We start from the raw sequence: 15,659 nt of genomic DNA, 5'->3' as shown, positions 1-15,659 counted from the left end.
CCCGGAGCAGATCCCATGAGCGAGTCCTTCCGTCGCCCGGTTCCCCTGAACAAAGCCTACCGCTTGCTCAATCACGGGCCGACCGTGCTGGTCAGCGCCGCCCATGACGGGCAGCGCAACATCATGGCTGCTGCGTGGGCCATGCCGCTGGATTTCGAACCGCCGAAAGTCGCGGTGGTCCTCGACAAATCCACCTGGACCCGGCAACTGCTCGAGGCGTCGGGCACCTTTGTTCTGAACGTTCCTTGTGTGCATCAGGCCGACATTGTGCAGACTGTCGGTTCGACCTCGGGCCTGGAAATCAATCGCGATCAAGGTCAGGACAAGTTCCAGGCTTATGGCCTGCAGACTTTCGCTGGTGAACAGGTTGAGGCACCGATGCTGGACGGTTGCGTGGCCTGGCTCGAATGCCGGTTGCTGCCGGAGCCGCGCAATCATGAACAGTACGATCTGTTCCTGGCCGAGGTGATCGCGGCGCAGGCTGATTCGCGGGTCTTCAGCGATGGACGCTGGCATTTTGAAGGGCATGACGGCCTGCGCACGCTGCACCATGTGGCCGGTGGACATTTCCTGACCATTGGCGATCCGGTGGATGGCAAGATGCTCGAGGTTTGAGCGCCGCTGAATGACAAGTCATGGCCGGATGTTGCAATACAAAAAAGGCTTACCTCTCGGTAAGCCTTTTTCAGTTGGAGGGTGGGGAATTCAGGGTGAGCAATAGATGTTGAGGTGCCTGCATGGCTGTTTTTTATCAGACCGATTTCATGGGTTTGATCAAACTCTCTGCCGGAATACCGAACAACTCGTGAAGTTTCCAGATCATGGGAAGCGTCAGCGCGCGTTTGCCATTCAGAACCTCATAAACGCGGTTTGTCCGGCCAATTGCAGGAGCGAGATCGGCTGCTGACAGCCCGGACTGCTCCATCCGAAACCTTATGGCGTCAATCGGGTTGGGCAGGTCGAGTGGGAAGTGCCTGGCCTCATAGGCTTCGATAAGGGTGATCATGATGTCGAAGTAATCACCTTCAGGTGTGCCGGGCTCTGGCTCATTCTCGAAAAAAACGGACACGTCTTTGAGTGCCGCACGGTAGTCTTCTTCGGTATGAATCGGACGTATGTTCATGGGTTACTCCATTTCGACGGTATCAGCGTCGATTGCGTCGTACTGTTTGTGAGTGCCGACAAATTTTATGTACACCGCGCCAAAGCGGTACGCCACGGCGACAATCAGGCGATAGGAATTGCCTTTTATATTGAACACAACTCTTCGGCTTTTCAGAATGCTGGCGCAAGCAAACTGTGACTTGATATCCACAGGTGTTTTCCAGCTTGCCTTTCTTGCTTCGTCTATCCATGCCAGCAATGGCTGCTCTGCCTCCGGATATCGTTCCCAAAAGACTTTTAGCTGACTGATGGCGATGATTCTCATGGCGTGATCCTAGTCCCGCTGTGGGACTGCTGCAAGTCTGTCGGTGAATTCTGGACAAATGGTTGGTGTCAATTGATGACTTTTACCGATGCTGTCGGCAGTGGAGGGAAAGGGGGTGTGAGTGAATTCAGTGGATGAAAACTCTATCCCGGACAGCATTTTTCCGGTGTAGGAAAAGGCAGCGTGAATTAGCCGAATTGGATTCATGGACATACAAAAAAGGCTTACCTCTCGGTAAGCCTTTTTCAGTTGGCAGCGTTGATTCAATCCCCCAACGCTACTCCTTCGCGCCGAGGATCTGCCCCACCTGACAGCGTTGCCTTCCCCGCAGCATCCTTGACCCGCACGATGGCCTGGGTGCCGCTGGTCATGTCGATTTCGCTGACGGTGTGGCCCTTGTCCTTGAGTGCCTGGATCAGCGTCGGGCTGAACTGGCCTTGTTCGAGTTCCGTCGGGCCGTTGCGGCTGCCGAAGTTGGGCAGGCTGATGGCGCTTTGCGGGTCGAGGTTCCAGTCGAGCAGGCCGACGGTGGTTTTGGCCACGTATTCGATGATCTGCGAACCGCCCGGAGAGCCGACGGTGGCGACGAACTCGCCGCTGTTGCGGTCGAAGATCAGGGTCGGCGCCATCGATGAGCGCGGGCGTTTGCCGGGTTCCACGCGGTTGGCGACTTTCTGGCCGTTCTCTTCGGGGATGAACGAGAAGTCGGTCATCTGGTTGTTGAGGAGGAAGCCCTGAACCATCAGGTGCGAGCCGAACGCTGCTTCGATGGTGGTAGTCATCGACACGGCGCCACCGAAGTCATCCACGGCCACCACTTGTGAGGTGGAAATGCGCAGCGGCGAGCGATCCGGCGCATAGGCAACCTGTATGCCCGGCGGTGTACCGGGTTTGGCGCTGCCCATGCTGCGTTCGCTGATCAGGCTGGCGCGGCTGGCCAGGTAACCCGGATCGACCAGGCCTTTGACCGGTACCGGCACGAAGTCGGTATCGGCTACGTATTGCGCGCGGTCGGCGTAGGCCAGACGCTCGGCTTCGGCGATCAGGTGCACGGCTTGCGGTGCAGGTTCGATGCCGGCGGGTTTATCGGTCTTCGCAGGCTTGAGCGGCGTCAGGGCCAGACGCGGATCGCGCGTTTCCAGCGCCTGCAAGGTGCCGAGAATCTGCGCCACCGCAATCCCGCCCGATGATGGCGGCGGCATCCCGCACACCTGCCAGCGCTTGTAGTCGGTGCACAGGGGCGCGCGTTCCTTGGCCTGATAGTGCTGAAGGTCGGTCAGCGACAGGCTGCCGGGATTGGCGTGGCCCTGAACCTTGGCCACGATCTCTTCGGCGATCGGGCCTTTGTACAGGGTGTCTGCGCCTTCGTTGGCGATGCGCTTGAGCACGGCGGCCAGCGCCGGGTTCTGCAAGCGAGTGCCGACGGCTTTGACGCTGCCGTCGCTGTTCAGAAAGTACTTGGCCATGTCTGGCGAGCGGCGTATCTCCGGATCGGATTCCAGCAGTGAATGCAGGCGCGGGGAGATCGCAAAGCCCTGCTCGGCGAGTTTGATCGCCGGTTCGAACAGCTTGGCCCACGGCAAGCGGCCGTGCTTTTTGTGCGCCAGTTCCAGCGCTCGCATCACGCCCGGCGTGCCGACGGAGCGCCCGCCGATCTGCGCCTGCGGGAACGGCATCGGTTTGCCGTCAGCGTTTAGAAACAGCTTCTCGGTCGCGCCGGCCGGTGCGGTTTCGCGACCGTCATAGGTGCGCACTTGCTTGCCATCCCACAGCACGATCATCGCGCCACCACCGATCCCCGAGGATTGCGGCTCGACCAGGGTCAACACGGCTTGCATTGCGATGGCGGCATCGATGGCGGAACCACCCTGACGCAACATCTCGCGACCGGCTTCGGCGGCCAGTGGATTGGCAGCGGCGGCCATGTGTTTCTCGGCGTGGCTGGCTTGCAGGCCGGTGCGGTAGCCGGAGGCGGCTTCCGGCGCCAGCGGCAGGGTCGAGGAGGGCGGTGCGTTGCAGGCCGTAAGGGCAATGGCGCTGACGATCAGTGTCAGGGCGGGCAGACGAAAGCGGTTCAGGGAAAGGGCTGGAAGCACGCGGGGCTCTCCGTCCGTGGGATAAAAGTCTGACGGACTGTATCGGCCGACCGTGCAGGACGCAAACCATCGGTGTGTTTGTCCTTCATGCCTTGGCGAATTTTCTGTAGGGTCAGAGCCAATAGTGAAGCCAGAACAATCAACAAGAGGCCGTCATGCACAACGCATTTCCGACACAGCCCAGCTATCGCGAACAGCGCGAGCGCTTTCTTGCTGCCGCGAAGGTGGCGGGTGCCACGCTCTCTTCGTACGCGCATCCGCTCAATGGGCCGTTTGGCGAGTCTTTGAGTACCGATGTCGCGGTGCTGGGGGATCCAGCGGCCAAGCGGCGCCTGGTGGCGCTCAGCGGCACCCACGGTGTTGAGGGTTATTATGGTTCGGAGTGCCAGATCGACTGGCTGAAGCATTTCACGCCGCAGTCGCTGCCGAAGGATGTCGCGGTCGTGATGGTTCACCTGATCAACCCGTGGGGCACGGCGTGGCTGCGGCGGGTCAATGAAGACAATATTGACCTCAACCGCAATCACCTGGATTTCAACCGACCGCTTCCGGACAACCGTGCTTACGCGGCGCTGCATGAAATCTACGCCTGCACCGATTTTAACGGCCCCGAGCGACAAAAGGCTGATGCCTTGCTCGATGCGCAAATTGCCGAGCACGGCTGGCCGGCGGTGATGTCGATTGTCGAGGGCGGTCAGCACAGTCATCCCGACGGATTGTTCTTCGGCGGGCTCGCGCCGAGTTGGTCGAATCGCACGTTGCATTCCATCATCGAGAATCATCTGGCCGGCGCTGAAACCGTGATGTGTTTCGACCTGCACACCGGCGCCGGTGAGTACGGGCATCCGATGCTGCTGACGATTACCCAAGCGCCGTATCCAGCACTGGCCCAAGCGCAATCGATTTACGGCCCGTGGCTCTACACGCTGCACACCGGCGCCGAAACCCTGAGCGAAACCGGTGTCGCGGCAACCGCTACCGGTTACACCTCGCAGGCGTTGCTCAACGCGTTGTCGAATGTGCAACTGATGCCGTTCGTGATCGAGTGCGGGACTTATCCGGGGCCGGACGTGCATCGTTATCTGCGCGACGATCACTGGCTGCATCTGCATGGCGATCCGCTGGATGCGACGGGGAGGGCGATCAAGTTGAATCTGCTGGAGCAGTTTTATCCGGCGGATCCGGACTGGCGGGCGATGGTCGGTTTACGGACGCGGCAGATTTGGGCGAAGGGGCTCAGGGCGTTAGGGGGCGAGGCATAAAAAAACGGCTTGCCTTTCGGTAAGCCGTTTTGACCACTTAGCTATACGCTGCCGTTTGGAGTCTCAATGCCAGATTGTTACTGCTTGAAACCAGGCAGGCCGTTGGCAGCACGCCAATCTTTCACAGTTTTCGTGATGCCTTCAGGAGTGCATTGAGCATCATTCTCAGGCCAATAGATCAAGTCAGTACCTGCGGGATGTTCTGCCAGTTCACAAAAGTTATCCAGCATGTCTGCCAGTACAGTCTCTGGCGTGCCATTCCTGTTAGAGGTGAATATTTCTTGCAGCAGTTCTATAAACTGCTCTTCAGTGTAGCCAGTGATTTTATTTGACATGGGAGTTGACCCGGTGAATGTTCAAGTGATTTGCAGGTGTGGTGACACGTAAATTGTCGACGTCATACACGGATCCACCTTTCGACACCCATTCAACGTGATGCAGTTCGAATGTTTTCCTTTTCCCGGCTGCATCGTTGTACCTGGCGTGAGGCGCTCCGCCGTTTTGCATCAATGCAATGTTCTCCGGTTTAAACTGCTCAACCAATTCTGGATCATTGGCCACCTCCTCCCAAAACGCCTCCCTGAATTTGTCAAAGCTTGAAAACTCCCGTCCTCTGAGCCTGTCCGCAATCCGCGTCGGAATAGGCACACCAATCCCCGTTCCTGCTCCCGCCAGCCATATCCCGGAAACATCCTCACCAATTCCCGTCACCGTCCCAGGCATCAATCTGGCCGGCTTCGAAAACACCACATACAACGACTTCAGCCCGGTCTCAGCCGGAAACACCAGAATACAATCCTCGGCGGTGATGTCTTCGCCGGGCAGGATTTCAATCTGGCTGTCGGTGTTCGCTGCGATCGGGTGGACGAGGATCGTGCTCAGTGGTTCGCCGTGCTCCGGATACACCAGCGGCGGCATCGATCCCAGCGGCCCGCGTTGCGGCGTCCACAAAATCGTGATGCCGTTGAGCTTCGCCTCCATGGCGGTCTTGTCGCTGTTCCACTCGACTTTTACGGTACGCACGGAGTCGTCGCCCGAGGCTCCGGTGTGGATGCCGTAAACCTGCATGACGCCTTCGGCATCGCGTCGGAACTGGAACCGCACGCGAGTGGTTGCGCGAGACAAGGTGCGTAGCTGATCGTCGGTGTAGAGCGTGCCGTCGCCCATTCGGGTCGGCAGCATCCCGAGGATGAACACACTGGCGGGGCCGCCGGTGCCTCGTATTGCCCAGTTGAGGCGTTGCTGCAGGATGCCACCGCCCGCCATGCGCCCCAGGGCCAGATCGGCGCCGATGGCCTTGGCTATGGCGGTACTGGCTGCGGGAAAGCGTATGGCGCCCGCCACCATGATCTTGCCGAAACTGGAGGCGGGCTCAGGTGTTGTACCGGCCTCCGTTCGGCACCAGTTATCCGGTGTGCAGGATTTGGCAAATACCAGATCTTCGCGGGGCGTCGGGGTGGGCCATTCGTCTGTCCGGATATAAACGGGTTCTGGTGGCGGGGGTGGAATCCATCCGGTCCATGTCGCGTTTTCGCTCGGGCGTTTTCGACGCCACTCATCGTCGAAAAGGAATTTGTTCAGGTCCATGACCACTCCCTGTCTGTCCTGGAATCGAGACAGGGGAGCGTGTCGGTCAATCGGGATGGCGATCAAATCGACTGGCGCAGATGCAGGTGCCTGAACGAACGAATAATCCTCTTCTTACGCCTTTCGCACCGGGTTCCTACAGAATCAGACCGATCCAGCGGGGAGGGCACTTTTCTCGAGGCATAAAAAAACGGCCTACCTTTCGGTAAGCCGTTTTTAGTACTTGGTGGCTACACAGGGACTTGAACCCCGGACCCCAGCATTATGAATGCTATGCTCTAACCAACTGAGCTATGTAGCCAAGTGGCGCGCATTATTCCCCTGAAATGAAAAAGCGTCAAGCGTAAATTCAAAATATTTCTTCTTATTTTCAACCGCTTATCCTCCCGCGCCGAAAAAAGGCGCGGGAAGGGCTTTCAACGCAGCTGAAATCTTCCGGTGTTGGCACTCAAGGCATGGCTGCCCTGGCTCAAGGTGTCCGCCGCAAGGTTCACCGCCCGCGCGCCTTCGAGCAGGCGAACCGCCGCCTGATCCACCTGCTGGATATTGCCGCTGACCTCATCGGCGGTGCTCGCCTGTTCCTCGACCGCCGTGGCGATCTGGGCGAGGGTGTCGGTGACGCTCTGCACGGCGCTGGCGATTTCCCCCAGGCGTTCGCCAAGTCCCGTGACCGCCGCGGCATCCGATTGCGCCTGGCCGCACGCAGCCTCCATCAGGCTCACGGCTTCGTTGACCGTATTGCGCAGGCTGTCGACCGTACCGGCGATCTGCGCCGTGGACGATTGCGTACGTTGCGACAGGCTGCGCACCTCATCGGCCACCACGGCAAAGCCACGACCTTGTTCACCCGCGCGAGCGGCCTCGATAGCGGCGTTGAGGGCGAGCAGGTTGGTCTGCTCGGCGACGCCACGGATGGTGTCGACCACCAGTTGAATCTGCTGCCCTTGCTCGCTGACCCGGCCGAGCGCTGCGGCAGTTTCGTTCAGGCGCTGATTGAGCTGTTGAATGCTCGCCGTGGTGCGCTGACTGTCACGGCTGCTGTCGGCAGCGATGCGCCGGGTGTGCTGGGCGCTGCCGGAAGCCTGTTCGCAACTCTGCGCCACGCCTTGGGAGGTCGCCGCCAATTGCGTGGCTGCGGCGGCGATCTGGCTGATCTGCAATTGCTGCGCTTCGACTTCGCTGAGAGCTCCGCTGGAGTGATCATTAAGGCTGCGCACCGCGTTGCTCAGTTGCGAAGTCTCGTGATCGACACCCAGCAGGCTGTTGCGCAATTGCACCACGGCCACGTTGAGCGCGGTGCTGATCGACGCCAGTTCATCACGGCCCACGACTGGCACTTGCAGGCTCAGATTGCCGTCACGCAGGGCCTCGGCCAGCAGCGTGATGCCACTGGCGCTGCGGCGGATCGAGGCTTGCAGGCAGACGAACAGGTACAGCGCCGCCAGCAACAGAAAACCGAAGACCGCCGCGACAACGATGAACTGACGAATCGCCGACCCATGGTAGTCATCCAGCCTCTGATCCAGCGACACCAGCGATTGCTGGCGCAACGTGGCGAGGTTGCCGAGCAGGGCGTCGAGGGTGCGCTCGAACTCTTCCGGCTTGAGGTTGATGCTGCCGCCGAACACGCCGTCATCCAGCACTTTGAGACCGGCATCCAGTTGCTTGAGGCTGTCGTGATATTGCCCGGCCCAGCCTTGCAGAGCGCTCGGTAGACGCGCTTCGAGCAGGCCGGCAGTTTTTACAAGCTGCTCGCGGGCATCGCCGATGCGGCTGCGCAGGTCACGCAGTTGCAGACGGCTTTGCAGGGTGAACTGGCCGGAAACTACAGAAGCCTGGCCGACGGCTGCCAGTCGGCCGACCCGCTCGATCAGGTCCGGTGCGTGCTGGGTGGAAATCTGTGTCAGCAGATAGGTTTCCAGCCACGGCGCGAGGATCAGGCGATTGTCCATCGCGATTTGTTCGCGCAACGCTTGCAGGGCGCTGAGCGCATTGGTGAAGCGGTCGTAACCATCCGGCCACCAGCCGACACCGGAAAGGCTTTTCGAGTCCAGACCATTGAGCGCGGCTTGCAGAGCCTGATAGCGGGTCAGGGTTTCGCTTTCCGCGCCTTCGGCTTGCAAGGCATTGCCCAGCTCCAGCGTGGCCTGGGCCACGGCAGGTTGCACGCCATCGAATGCGGCCACGGCGGCCAGGGTGGCGGGCGTCGGCTGGCGGTTGGTTTCCGTGGCGCGCCAGCGGGCGGCGCGGTCACGTTGAGCGGCGAGCAGGTTGTCGAGTGCATCGAGGGCGAGCAACTGCCGCACACCGGCACGTTCGCCGGCGATCAGGTTGAGTTTGTCGCGATAGTCCTGGCCGATCATCAACAGGCTACCGGCCAATGGCAGGATAAACAGCAGAAACAACAACTGGAATTTACGCGCGAAGCCAAACCGCCCCAGCAACCTGATCCCCGGTGATAAAAAAGCCTGCATGCCCCATGACTCCTCTGGACACCACGCACCATCGGCGTGCATCGCGGTCACTGCGACCGGGATTGGTGCCCTGCTAAAAGGCCTCGAAAGTTCACCCTTGCCCGCTCTGTAGGCCGGCTCTGTAGCGAAACTTCCCATTCTCGATGCCCTTTGTAAGGGCGCCGCGTTCAAGCCGATAAGCAAGGCAAGATTCAGACCATGGCGTTGCGCTATCACTTGCGGCGCGACGACTGAATAGTTCGTTAGCTGGCTAAGGGGATGGCGCTGACGCACCGAAAAATGGCACATTGACGCACCTGCCCGCGTGCACCCATCTGCAGTCCGGAAACTCCCATGGCTATCAGCAACGTTCAGACCGCCGCTGCCTCGGCGTCCGCTCCTCCCCAGAGCAGTCCACTGGTGATGCGCATCATCGGCGCGGTGGCGCTGGCGCATTTGATCAATGACCTGATCCAGTCGGTGCTGCCGTCGATCTATCCGATGCTCAAGGCCAACTATGGTTTGAGTTTTACCCAGGTCGGCCTGATTACCCTGACATTCCAATTGACCGCTTCGCTGCTGCAGCCGTGGGTCGGTTATCACACCGACCGGCATCCGAAACCGTGGCTGTTGCCGGCCGGTTCCGTGTGTACGCTGATCGGTATTGTGATGATGTCGATGGTCGGCAGTTTTCCGCTTATCTTGCTGGCGGCGGCGCTGATCGGTATCGGCTCTTCGACCTTCCACCCCGAAGCTTCCCGAATAGCACGGTTGGCCTCGGGCGGGCGTTTCGGTCTGGCGCAATCGACCTTTCAGGTGGGCGGTAACGCCGGTTCGGCCTTCGGCCCGTTGCTCGCCGCGGCGATCATCATTCCTTTCGGGCAGGGCAACGTGGCGTGGTTCGGGCTGTTCGCGGTGTTTGCGCTGTTCGTGCTCTATCGCATCAGTCGCTGGTACGCCCATCACCTGAACCTGTTCAAGCTCAAGGCCGGCCAGGCCGCCACTCATGGACTGTCGAAGGGCAGGGTGGTCAGTGCGCTGGTGGTGCTGGGTCTGCTGGTGTTCTCCAAGTATTTCTACATGGCCAGCCTGACCAGTTACTTCACCTTCTACCTGATCGAGAAGTTCGACCTGTCGGTGGCCAGTTCGCAGTTGCACCTGTTTCTGTTTCTTGGCGCGGTGGCGGCGGGCACATTCTTTGGCGGGCCGATTGGCGACAAGATCGGGCGCAAGGCGGTGATCTGGTTCTCGATCCTTGGCGTGGCGCCGTTCACGCTGCTGATGCCACATGTCGACCTGTTCTGGACCAGCGTCCTGAGCGTGGTGATCGGTTTCATCCTCGCTTCAGCGTTCTCGGCGATCGTGGTGTACGCGCAGGAGCTGGTGCCGGGCAACGTCGGAATGATTGCGGGGGTGTTCTTCGGTCTGATGTTCGGCTTCGGCGGGATTGGTGCTGCGTTGCTTGGCCATCTGGCGGACATTCACGGCATCGAATACGTGTATTTCCTGTGCTCGTTCCTGCCGCTGTTCGGTGTGTTGGCGATCTTCCTGCCGAGAACCAGAAAGGCCTGACAGGCTGAATTTCAGGCATAAAAAAGCCGCGTATCGAACGCGGCTTTTTCTTGGGTGCAGCTTTTACACGTTGAAGCGGAAGTGCATCACGTCGCCGTCCTTGACGATGTAGTCCTTGCCTTCCAGGCGCCATTTACCGGCTTCCTTGGTACCGGCTTCGCCCTTGTACTGGATGAAGTCGTTGTAGGCGATCACTTCGGCGCGGATGAAGCCTTTCTCGAAGTCGGTGTGGATCACGCCAGCGGCTTGCGGTGCGGTGGCACCGACGCGGACGGTCCAGGCGCGGACTTCTTCTACACCGGCGGTGAAGTAGGTCTGCAGGTGCAGCATCTCGTAGCCGGCGCGGATTACGCGGTTCAGGCCAGGCTCTTCCAGGCCCAGGGCTTCGAGGAACATGTCTTTCTCTTCGCCGTCATCCAGCTCGGCGATTTCCGCTTCGATCTTGTTGCAGACCGGAACGACCATGGCGCCTTCTTCTTCGGCGATGGCCTTGACCACGTCCAGATGCGGGTTGTTCTCGAAACCGTCTTCAGCGACGTTGGCGATGTACATGACCGGCTTGGTGGTCAGCAGGTGGAAGCCCTTGATGATCGCTTTTTCGTCGGCGCTCATGTTCTTCATCAGGCTGCGCGCAGGCTTGCCTTCGGTGAAGTGCGGGATCAACTGCTCAAGCAGGGCCTTTTGGGCCACCGCGTCCTTGTCACCGCCCTTGGCGTTGCGCGAAACCTTCTGCAGTTGCTTCTCGCAGCTGTCGAGGTCGGCGAAGATCAGTTCCAGGTCGATGATTTCGATGTCGCGCTTCGGGTCGACGCTGTTGGAAACGTGGATCACGTTTTCGTCTTCGAAGCAGCGCACGACGTGGGCGATCGCGTCGGTTTCGCGGATGTTGGCCAGGAACTTGTTGCCCAGACCTTCACCTTTCGAGGCGCCAGCCACCAGGCCTGCGATGTCGACGAATTCCATGGTGGTCGGCAGGATGCGCTTCGGATTGACGATGGCCGCCAGAGCGTCCAGACGCGGATCCGGCATCGGCACGATGCCGCTGTTCGGCTCGATGGTGCAGAAGGGGAAGTTCTCGGCCGCGATCCCGGATTTGGTCAGGGCGTTGAACAGGGTGGACTTGCCGACGTTAGGCAGGCCGACGATGCCGCAATTGAATCCCATGGTGTTTCCCCTCGGATTAGAGTCAGGCCTTCTGGCTGTGCAGGTTTTTCATCGCGCGGTTCCATTCACCGGCGAGGATATCCGGCAGCACGCCGAGGGCAAAGTCGATGCTGGCATCGAGTTTTTCCTGTTCGGCGCGTGGCGCACGACCCAGGACGAAATTTGAAACCATACTGGCGACGCCCGGGTGGCCGATGCCAAGCCGCAGGCGGTGGAACGTATTCTGATTGCCCAATTGCGCAATGATGTCGCGCAACCCGTTGTGACCGCCATGGCCGCCGCCGACTTTGAGTTTGGCGACGCCCGGAGGCAGATCGAGTTCGTCGTGTGCCACCAGGATTTCTTCAGGCTTGATGCGGAAGAAACCGGCGAGTGCCGCCACGGCCTGGCCGCTGCGGTTCATGTAGGTGGTGGGAATCAGCAGACGAACATCCTGACCCTGATGCGAAAAACGCCCGGTCAGGCCGAAATACTTGCGATCGGCCACGAGATTCACGTTCTGTGCGTGGGCGATGCGCTCAACAAAAAGGGCCCCTGCGTTATGCCGGGTCTGCTCGTATTCAGCGCCTGGATTTCCCAGGCCAACGATCAGTTTGATGGCAGTCACGATAGGGGCCCTTCCTTTGAGTGGTGGATAACATCGCCGCGATCCGTGAAGGCGGCGAAAGTGGACGAAAAATGCTCATTTACCATGGATGTAAACTCCGCGTTCCCGCCCGCTTTCTCGCTACGTTCCAGTCCGCGATGTTACCTGCTCACTCAGGCATGGCAGAGTGAATTACTCTGCTGCGCCTTCTTCGGTAGCTTCTGGAGCAACACGTGGAGCGTGGACGTTGGCAACAGCCTTGTCATCGCCGTGTGCCAGAGCAACGAACTCAACGCCTTTAGGAGCCTTGATGTCCGACAGGTGAACGATGGTGCCGATTTCAGCGTTAGCCAGGTCGACTTCGATGAACTCAGGCAGATCTTTCGGCAGGCAGGAAACTTCGATCTCGGCAACAACGTGCGAGATTTCGCCGCCTTTCTTCACTGGAGCAGCTTCGTTGATGAAGTGCACAGGAACGATAGCGGTCAGTTTCTGGCCAGCTACAACGCGTACGAAGTCAGCGTGCATCACGTGGCCTTTGGCCGGGTGACGTTGCAGAGCCTTGATGATCACGTTCTGCTTGGTGCCACCAACGTTCAGTTCGATAACGTGGCTGTAGGCCGCTTCGTTTTCGAGCAGTTTGGCAACTTCTTTGGCCAGCATGCTGATGGATTCAGGGGCTTTGTCGCCACCGTAAACAACAGCTGGAACCAGGGCAGCGAGACGACGCAGGCGGCGGCTCGCACCTTTCCCCAGGTCGGAACGCAGTTCAGCATTCAAAGTAAAATCGTTCATTTTGTATCTCCAAAATAGCCATGACCGAGTGGCGTTTGCGACCAGCGCCGAACACGGTATGGGCAAAAAAGCCCCGCCCCGGCAGGAATGCCGGGGCGGGGCGCTTTTCGTCAACGAGACATTTCGCGAAGGGCAGGGCCCTTAACGGAACATCGCGCTGATCGATTCTTCATTGCTGATGCGGCGAACCGCTTCGGCAACAACCGGTGCGATATCCAGTTGACGGATACGTGCACAGGCTTGTGCTGCAGCGGACAGCGGGATGGTGTTAGTGACCACCAGCTCGTCCAGCACGGAATTTTCGATATTCTCGATGGCCCGACCCGACAGCACAGGGTGTGTGCAGTAGGCAAAGACCTTGGCTGCGCCATGCTCTTTCAGGGCCTTGGCCGCGTGGCACAGAGTGCCGGCGGTATCGACCATGTCATCGACCAGAATGCAGGTACGCCCTTCGACATCACCGATGATATGCATCACTTCAGAGTGATTGGCTTTCTCACGGCGTTTGTCGATGATCCCGAGATCCACGCCCAGGGATTTGGCAACGGCACGTGCACGCACGACGCCACCAATGTCCGGGGACACGATCATCAGGTTCTCGAAGCGCTGATCTTCGATGTCATCCACCAGAACCGGGGAGCCGTAGATGTTATCTACCGGAATATCGAAGAAACCCTGAATCTGGTCAGCATGCAGATCAACCGTGAGAACACGGTCGATGCCGACTACGGTAAGCATGTCAGCAACGACTTTTGCGCTGATAGCCACACGTGCGGAACGCGGACGGCGATCCTGACGGGCATAACCAAAATAAGGAATAACAGCAGTGATACGAGTAGCCGAGGAGCGGCGGAAGGCATCAGCCATCACTACCAGTTCCATCAGGTTATCGTTGGTCGGAGCGCAAGTCGGCTGAATAATGAAGACGTCTTTACCACGAACGTTTTCATTGATCTCGGCTGTAATTTCGCCGTCGGAAAACTTACCGACAGAGATGTCACCGAGAGGGATATGCAGCTGACGTACGACACGCCGAGCCAGATCGGGGTTAGCGTTCCCCGTAAAGACCATCATCTTGGACACGCGCAGTACCTGAAGGCTGAGGGTATACCTGGATGAGTATAGGAAAATGGCAGGGGCGGCTGGATTCGAACCAACGCATGGCAGGATCAAAACCTGCTGCCTTACCGCTTGGCGACGCCCCTGTATCTGTTGCTTTCAAGTGCCGGGCACTTGATTCCTTTAGAGCAGACTTTGCAGCTTGCGATGCAACATCGAAACGTTGCTTCCTTTTGCTACAAACCCTGTAAGGGTCTCTGTCAGAAGGGCCGAGACTTTATCAGCTTCAGCTTTGCTTGGGAAGCCCCCAAACACACAACTTCCAGTTCCGGTAAGTTTTGCTTCGGTAAAATTACCTAACAAATTCAATGCGTTACGTACTTCTGGATAACGCCTCGAAACCACCGGCAAGCAGTCATTTCGACTGTTTCCCTCGGGAACGGGGCGCACTTTAATGGGCGGCGTGTTACGTGTCAACAAAGGATCTGAAAAAATTTCTGCCGTACTAACAGAGACTTGCGGAACGAGCACGACGTACCACGGTTCGGCGGGCTCGACCGGGGTGAGTTTCTCACCGACACCTTCGGCAAAAGCCGCATGGCCACGCACGAACACCGGCACGTCGGCGCCCAGCGTCAGGCCCAGTGCGGCCAGGCGATCCTCATCCCAATCCAGTTGCCATAAATGATTGAGGCCAAGCAGGGTGGTGGCCGCATTCGAGCTGCCGCCGCCGATGCCGCCGCCCATCGGCAGGACCTTGTCGATCCAGATGTCGATGCCAAGCGGGCAAGCGGATTGTTCCTGGAGTTTTTTGGCCGCGCGCACGATCAGGTTGCTGTCGTGGGGCACACCGTCGAATTCGGTGTGCAGGCGAATCACGCCATCGTCACGGACGGCGAAGGTGATTTCGTCGCCGTAGTCGAGGAACTGAAAAAGCGTCTGCAACTCGTGATAACCGTCTTCACGACGACCGAGAATGTGCAGCATCAGGTTGAGTTTGGCCGGCGATGGCAGCGTGAGGCGTGGAACGGTCATGCTTTATTGCCCCAGTTTGCGCGGTTGCCAGGTCTTGATCACCAGCGTCACGTCCAGATCGCTGCCGTGCAGCTTGATCCGCTCGGGCAGCCAGTAACCGTTCTGTTCGGCATAGCTGAGGTATTCGACCTGCCAGCCATCCTGATCCAGATTGGCCAGGCGACTGTTGCCGTCCAGGGTCAGACGGCTTTTGCTGTCCGGTGCCGGGAGGCCGCGAACCCACCAGGCCAGATGCGAGACCGGCAGTTTCCAGCCCAGTTGCTCTTCGACCAGTGCTTCCGGAGTCGGCGCTTCATAACGGCCCTGATTCGCCACTTCCAGCGACACGGCACCCGGGCGGCCGGTGAGTCGCGCCGCGCCACGCCCCAGCGGGCCGGACAGGCGAATGTCGTAGTAGTCCTGACGTTGCAGCCAGAACAATGTGCCGCTGCCCGAGTCTTTCGGGGCGCGGATACCGATCTTGCCATCGATCTGCCAGCCGTCGAGGCCGGTCAGTTGCTGTTTGTTCGCGGCCCATTGTGCAGGGCTGCCTTGGCCCTCGACCGATTCACGGGCGCCGAAGCCCGCGCAGCCGGCGAGCAGGGCGATGAAGCTGAAAACGATGACGTGGCGCAAAAACAT

Annotated in this window: 15 protein-coding genes and 2 tRNA genes; 3 read left to right on the top strand and 14 right to left on the bottom strand. The window is 59.3% G+C overall.

All coding sequences use genetic code 11. From position 1 onward, the window contains the following. The first annotated feature begins 15 nt into the window (after positions 1-15). Complete coding sequence (locus AWU82_RS04415) at positions 16-615, top strand: flavin reductase family protein (RefSeq protein ID WP_064378528.1); 600 nt, start codon at positions 16-18, stop codon at positions 613-615. A gap of 136 nt (positions 616-751) precedes the next feature. On the opposite strand, the gene AWU82_RS04410 is transcribed toward AWU82_RS04415, so the two are convergent. From AWU82_RS04410 to ggt, 3 genes are all read right to left on the bottom strand, one after another. Then, entirely contained in the window at positions 752-1,123 is a 372-nt protein-coding gene (locus AWU82_RS04410) for a helix-turn-helix domain-containing protein (protein WP_039766364.1), read from the bottom strand. 3 nt (positions 1,124-1,126) lie between these two features. Continuing rightward, a complete protein-coding gene (locus AWU82_RS04405) occupies positions 1,127-1,429 on the bottom strand; it encodes a type II toxin-antitoxin system HigB family toxin (protein ID WP_064378527.1) in 303 nt (100 codons plus the stop codon). A 263-nt stretch (positions 1,430-1,692) separates the two neighbouring features. Then, on the bottom strand, positions 1,693-3,525 hold the full coding sequence (gene ggt / locus AWU82_RS04400) for a gamma-glutamyltransferase (RefSeq protein ID WP_064384017.1): 1,833 nt from the start codon (positions 3,523-3,525) through the stop codon (positions 1,693-1,695). Between the two features lie 155 nt (positions 3,526-3,680). Between ggt and AWU82_RS04395 the strand changes: the two genes are divergently transcribed. Continuing rightward, entirely contained in the window at positions 3,681-4,787 is a 1,107-nt protein-coding gene (locus AWU82_RS04395; RefSeq protein ID WP_064384016.1) for a DUF2817 domain-containing protein, read from the top strand. 77 nt (positions 4,788-4,864) lie between these two features. Here the strand turns inward: AWU82_RS04395 and AWU82_RS04390 are convergent, their stop codons facing one another. From AWU82_RS04390 to AWU82_RS04375, 4 genes are all read right to left on the bottom strand, one after another. Beyond that, positions 4,865-5,122 (bottom strand): bacteriocin immunity protein, encoded by a 258-nt coding sequence (locus AWU82_RS04390; protein WP_064384015.1) that lies wholly within the window; start codon positions 5,120-5,122, stop codon positions 4,865-4,867. Beyond that, complete coding sequence (locus AWU82_RS04385) at positions 5,112-6,374, bottom strand: S-type pyocin domain-containing protein (RefSeq protein WP_084777071.1); 1,263 nt, start codon at positions 6,372-6,374, stop codon at positions 5,112-5,114. Before AWU82_RS04385 ends, AWU82_RS04390 begins: the two co-directional genes overlap by 11 nt. Before the next feature lie 224 nt (positions 6,375-6,598). Then, positions 6,599-6,675 (bottom strand) — tRNA-Met (locus tag AWU82_RS04380). Between the two features lie 115 nt (positions 6,676-6,790). After that, on the bottom strand, positions 6,791-8,848 hold the full coding sequence (locus tag AWU82_RS04375; protein ID WP_064384014.1) for a methyl-accepting chemotaxis protein: 2,058 nt from the start codon (positions 8,846-8,848) through the stop codon (positions 6,791-6,793). A gap of 333 nt (positions 8,849-9,181) precedes the next feature. Between AWU82_RS04375 and AWU82_RS04370 the strand changes: the two genes are divergently transcribed. Next, a complete protein-coding gene (locus tag AWU82_RS04370) occupies positions 9,182-10,399 on the top strand; it encodes an MFS transporter (RefSeq protein ID WP_039766351.1) in 1,218 nt (405 codons plus the stop codon). Positions 10,400-10,462: 63 nt separating this feature from the next. Here the strand turns inward: AWU82_RS04370 and ychF are convergent, their stop codons facing one another. The 7 genes from ychF to lolB all read right to left on the bottom strand — a co-directional run bounded on the left by ychF (position 10,463) and on the right by lolB (position 15,659). Continuing rightward, complete coding sequence (gene ychF / locus AWU82_RS04365; RefSeq protein ID WP_064384013.1) at positions 10,463-11,563, bottom strand: redox-regulated ATPase YchF; 1,101 nt, start codon at positions 11,561-11,563, stop codon at positions 10,463-10,465. 22 nt (positions 11,564-11,585) lie between these two features. Then, positions 11,586-12,170 carry an aminoacyl-tRNA hydrolase gene (gene pth, locus AWU82_RS04360; protein ID WP_007951726.1) on the bottom strand — a complete coding sequence of 195 codons (585 nt, stop codon included), beginning with the start codon at positions 12,168-12,170 and terminating at the stop codon, positions 11,586-11,588. A gap of 171 nt (positions 12,171-12,341) precedes the next feature. Next, on the bottom strand, positions 12,342-12,944 hold the full coding sequence (locus AWU82_RS04355) for a 50S ribosomal protein L25/general stress protein Ctc (RefSeq protein WP_011335926.1): 603 nt from the start codon (positions 12,942-12,944) through the stop codon (positions 12,342-12,344). Between the two features lie 141 nt (positions 12,945-13,085). Continuing rightward, a complete protein-coding gene (locus AWU82_RS04350) occupies positions 13,086-14,027 on the bottom strand; it encodes a ribose-phosphate pyrophosphokinase (protein ID WP_003171603.1) in 942 nt (313 codons plus the stop codon). Between the two features lie 47 nt (positions 14,028-14,074). Continuing rightward, positions 14,075-14,149 (bottom strand) — tRNA-Gln (locus AWU82_RS04345). 37 nt (positions 14,150-14,186) lie between these two features. After that, positions 14,187-15,038 (bottom strand): 4-(cytidine 5'-diphospho)-2-C-methyl-D-erythritol kinase, encoded by an 852-nt coding sequence (gene ispE, locus AWU82_RS04340; protein WP_064384012.1) that lies wholly within the window; start codon positions 15,036-15,038, stop codon positions 14,187-14,189. Positions 15,039-15,041: 3 nt separating this feature from the next. Then, positions 15,042-15,659 carry a lipoprotein insertase outer membrane protein LolB gene (lolB, locus tag AWU82_RS04335; protein WP_064384011.1) on the bottom strand — a complete coding sequence of 206 codons (618 nt, stop codon included), beginning with the start codon at positions 15,657-15,659 and terminating at the stop codon, positions 15,042-15,044.

The sequence above is a fragment of the Pseudomonas glycinae genome (assembly GCF_001594225.2).
GTDB lineage: Bacteria > Pseudomonadota > Gammaproteobacteria > Pseudomonadales > Pseudomonadaceae > Aquipseudomonas > Aquipseudomonas glycinae.
This window is presented reverse-complemented; position numbering and strand designations above follow the sequence as displayed.

Coding starts and splice junctions, on each gene's coding strand:
- AWU82_RS04415 (WP_064378528.1), top strand. CDS start 16: ATGAGCGAGTCCTTCCGTCGCCCGGTTCCCCTGAACAAAGCCTACCGC.
- AWU82_RS04410 (WP_039766364.1), bottom strand. CDS start 1,123: ATGAACATACGTCCGATTCATACCGAAGAAGACTACCGTGCGGCACTC.
- AWU82_RS04405 (WP_064378527.1), bottom strand. CDS start 1,429: ATGAGAATCATCGCCATCAGTCAGCTAAAAGTCTTTTGGGAACGATAT.
- AWU82_RS04395 (WP_064384016.1), top strand. CDS start 3,681: ATGCACAACGCATTTCCGACACAGCCCAGCTATCGCGAACAGCGCGAG.
- AWU82_RS04390 (WP_064384015.1), bottom strand. CDS start 5,122: ATGTCAAATAAAATCACTGGCTACACTGAAGAGCAGTTTATAGAACTG.
- AWU82_RS04385 (WP_084777071.1), bottom strand. CDS start 6,374: ATGGACCTGAACAAATTCCTTTTCGACGATGAGTGGCGTCGAAAACGC.
- AWU82_RS04375 (WP_064384014.1), bottom strand. CDS start 8,848: ATGCAGGCTTTTTTATCACCGGGGATCAGGTTGCTGGGGCGGTTTGGC.
- AWU82_RS04370 (WP_039766351.1), top strand. CDS start 9,182: ATGGCTATCAGCAACGTTCAGACCGCCGCTGCCTCGGCGTCCGCTCCT.
- ychF (WP_064384013.1), bottom strand. CDS start 11,563: ATGGGATTCAATTGCGGCATCGTCGGCCTGCCTAACGTCGGCAAGTCC.
- AWU82_RS04355 (WP_011335926.1), bottom strand. CDS start 12,944: ATGAACGATTTTACTTTGAATGCTGAACTGCGTTCCGACCTGGGGAAA.
- ispE (WP_064384012.1), bottom strand. CDS start 15,038: ATGACCGTTCCACGCCTCACGCTGCCATCGCCGGCCAAACTCAACCTG.
- lolB (WP_064384011.1), bottom strand. CDS start 15,659: ATGTTTTTGCGCCACGTCATCGTTTTCAGCTTCATCGCCCTGCTCGCC.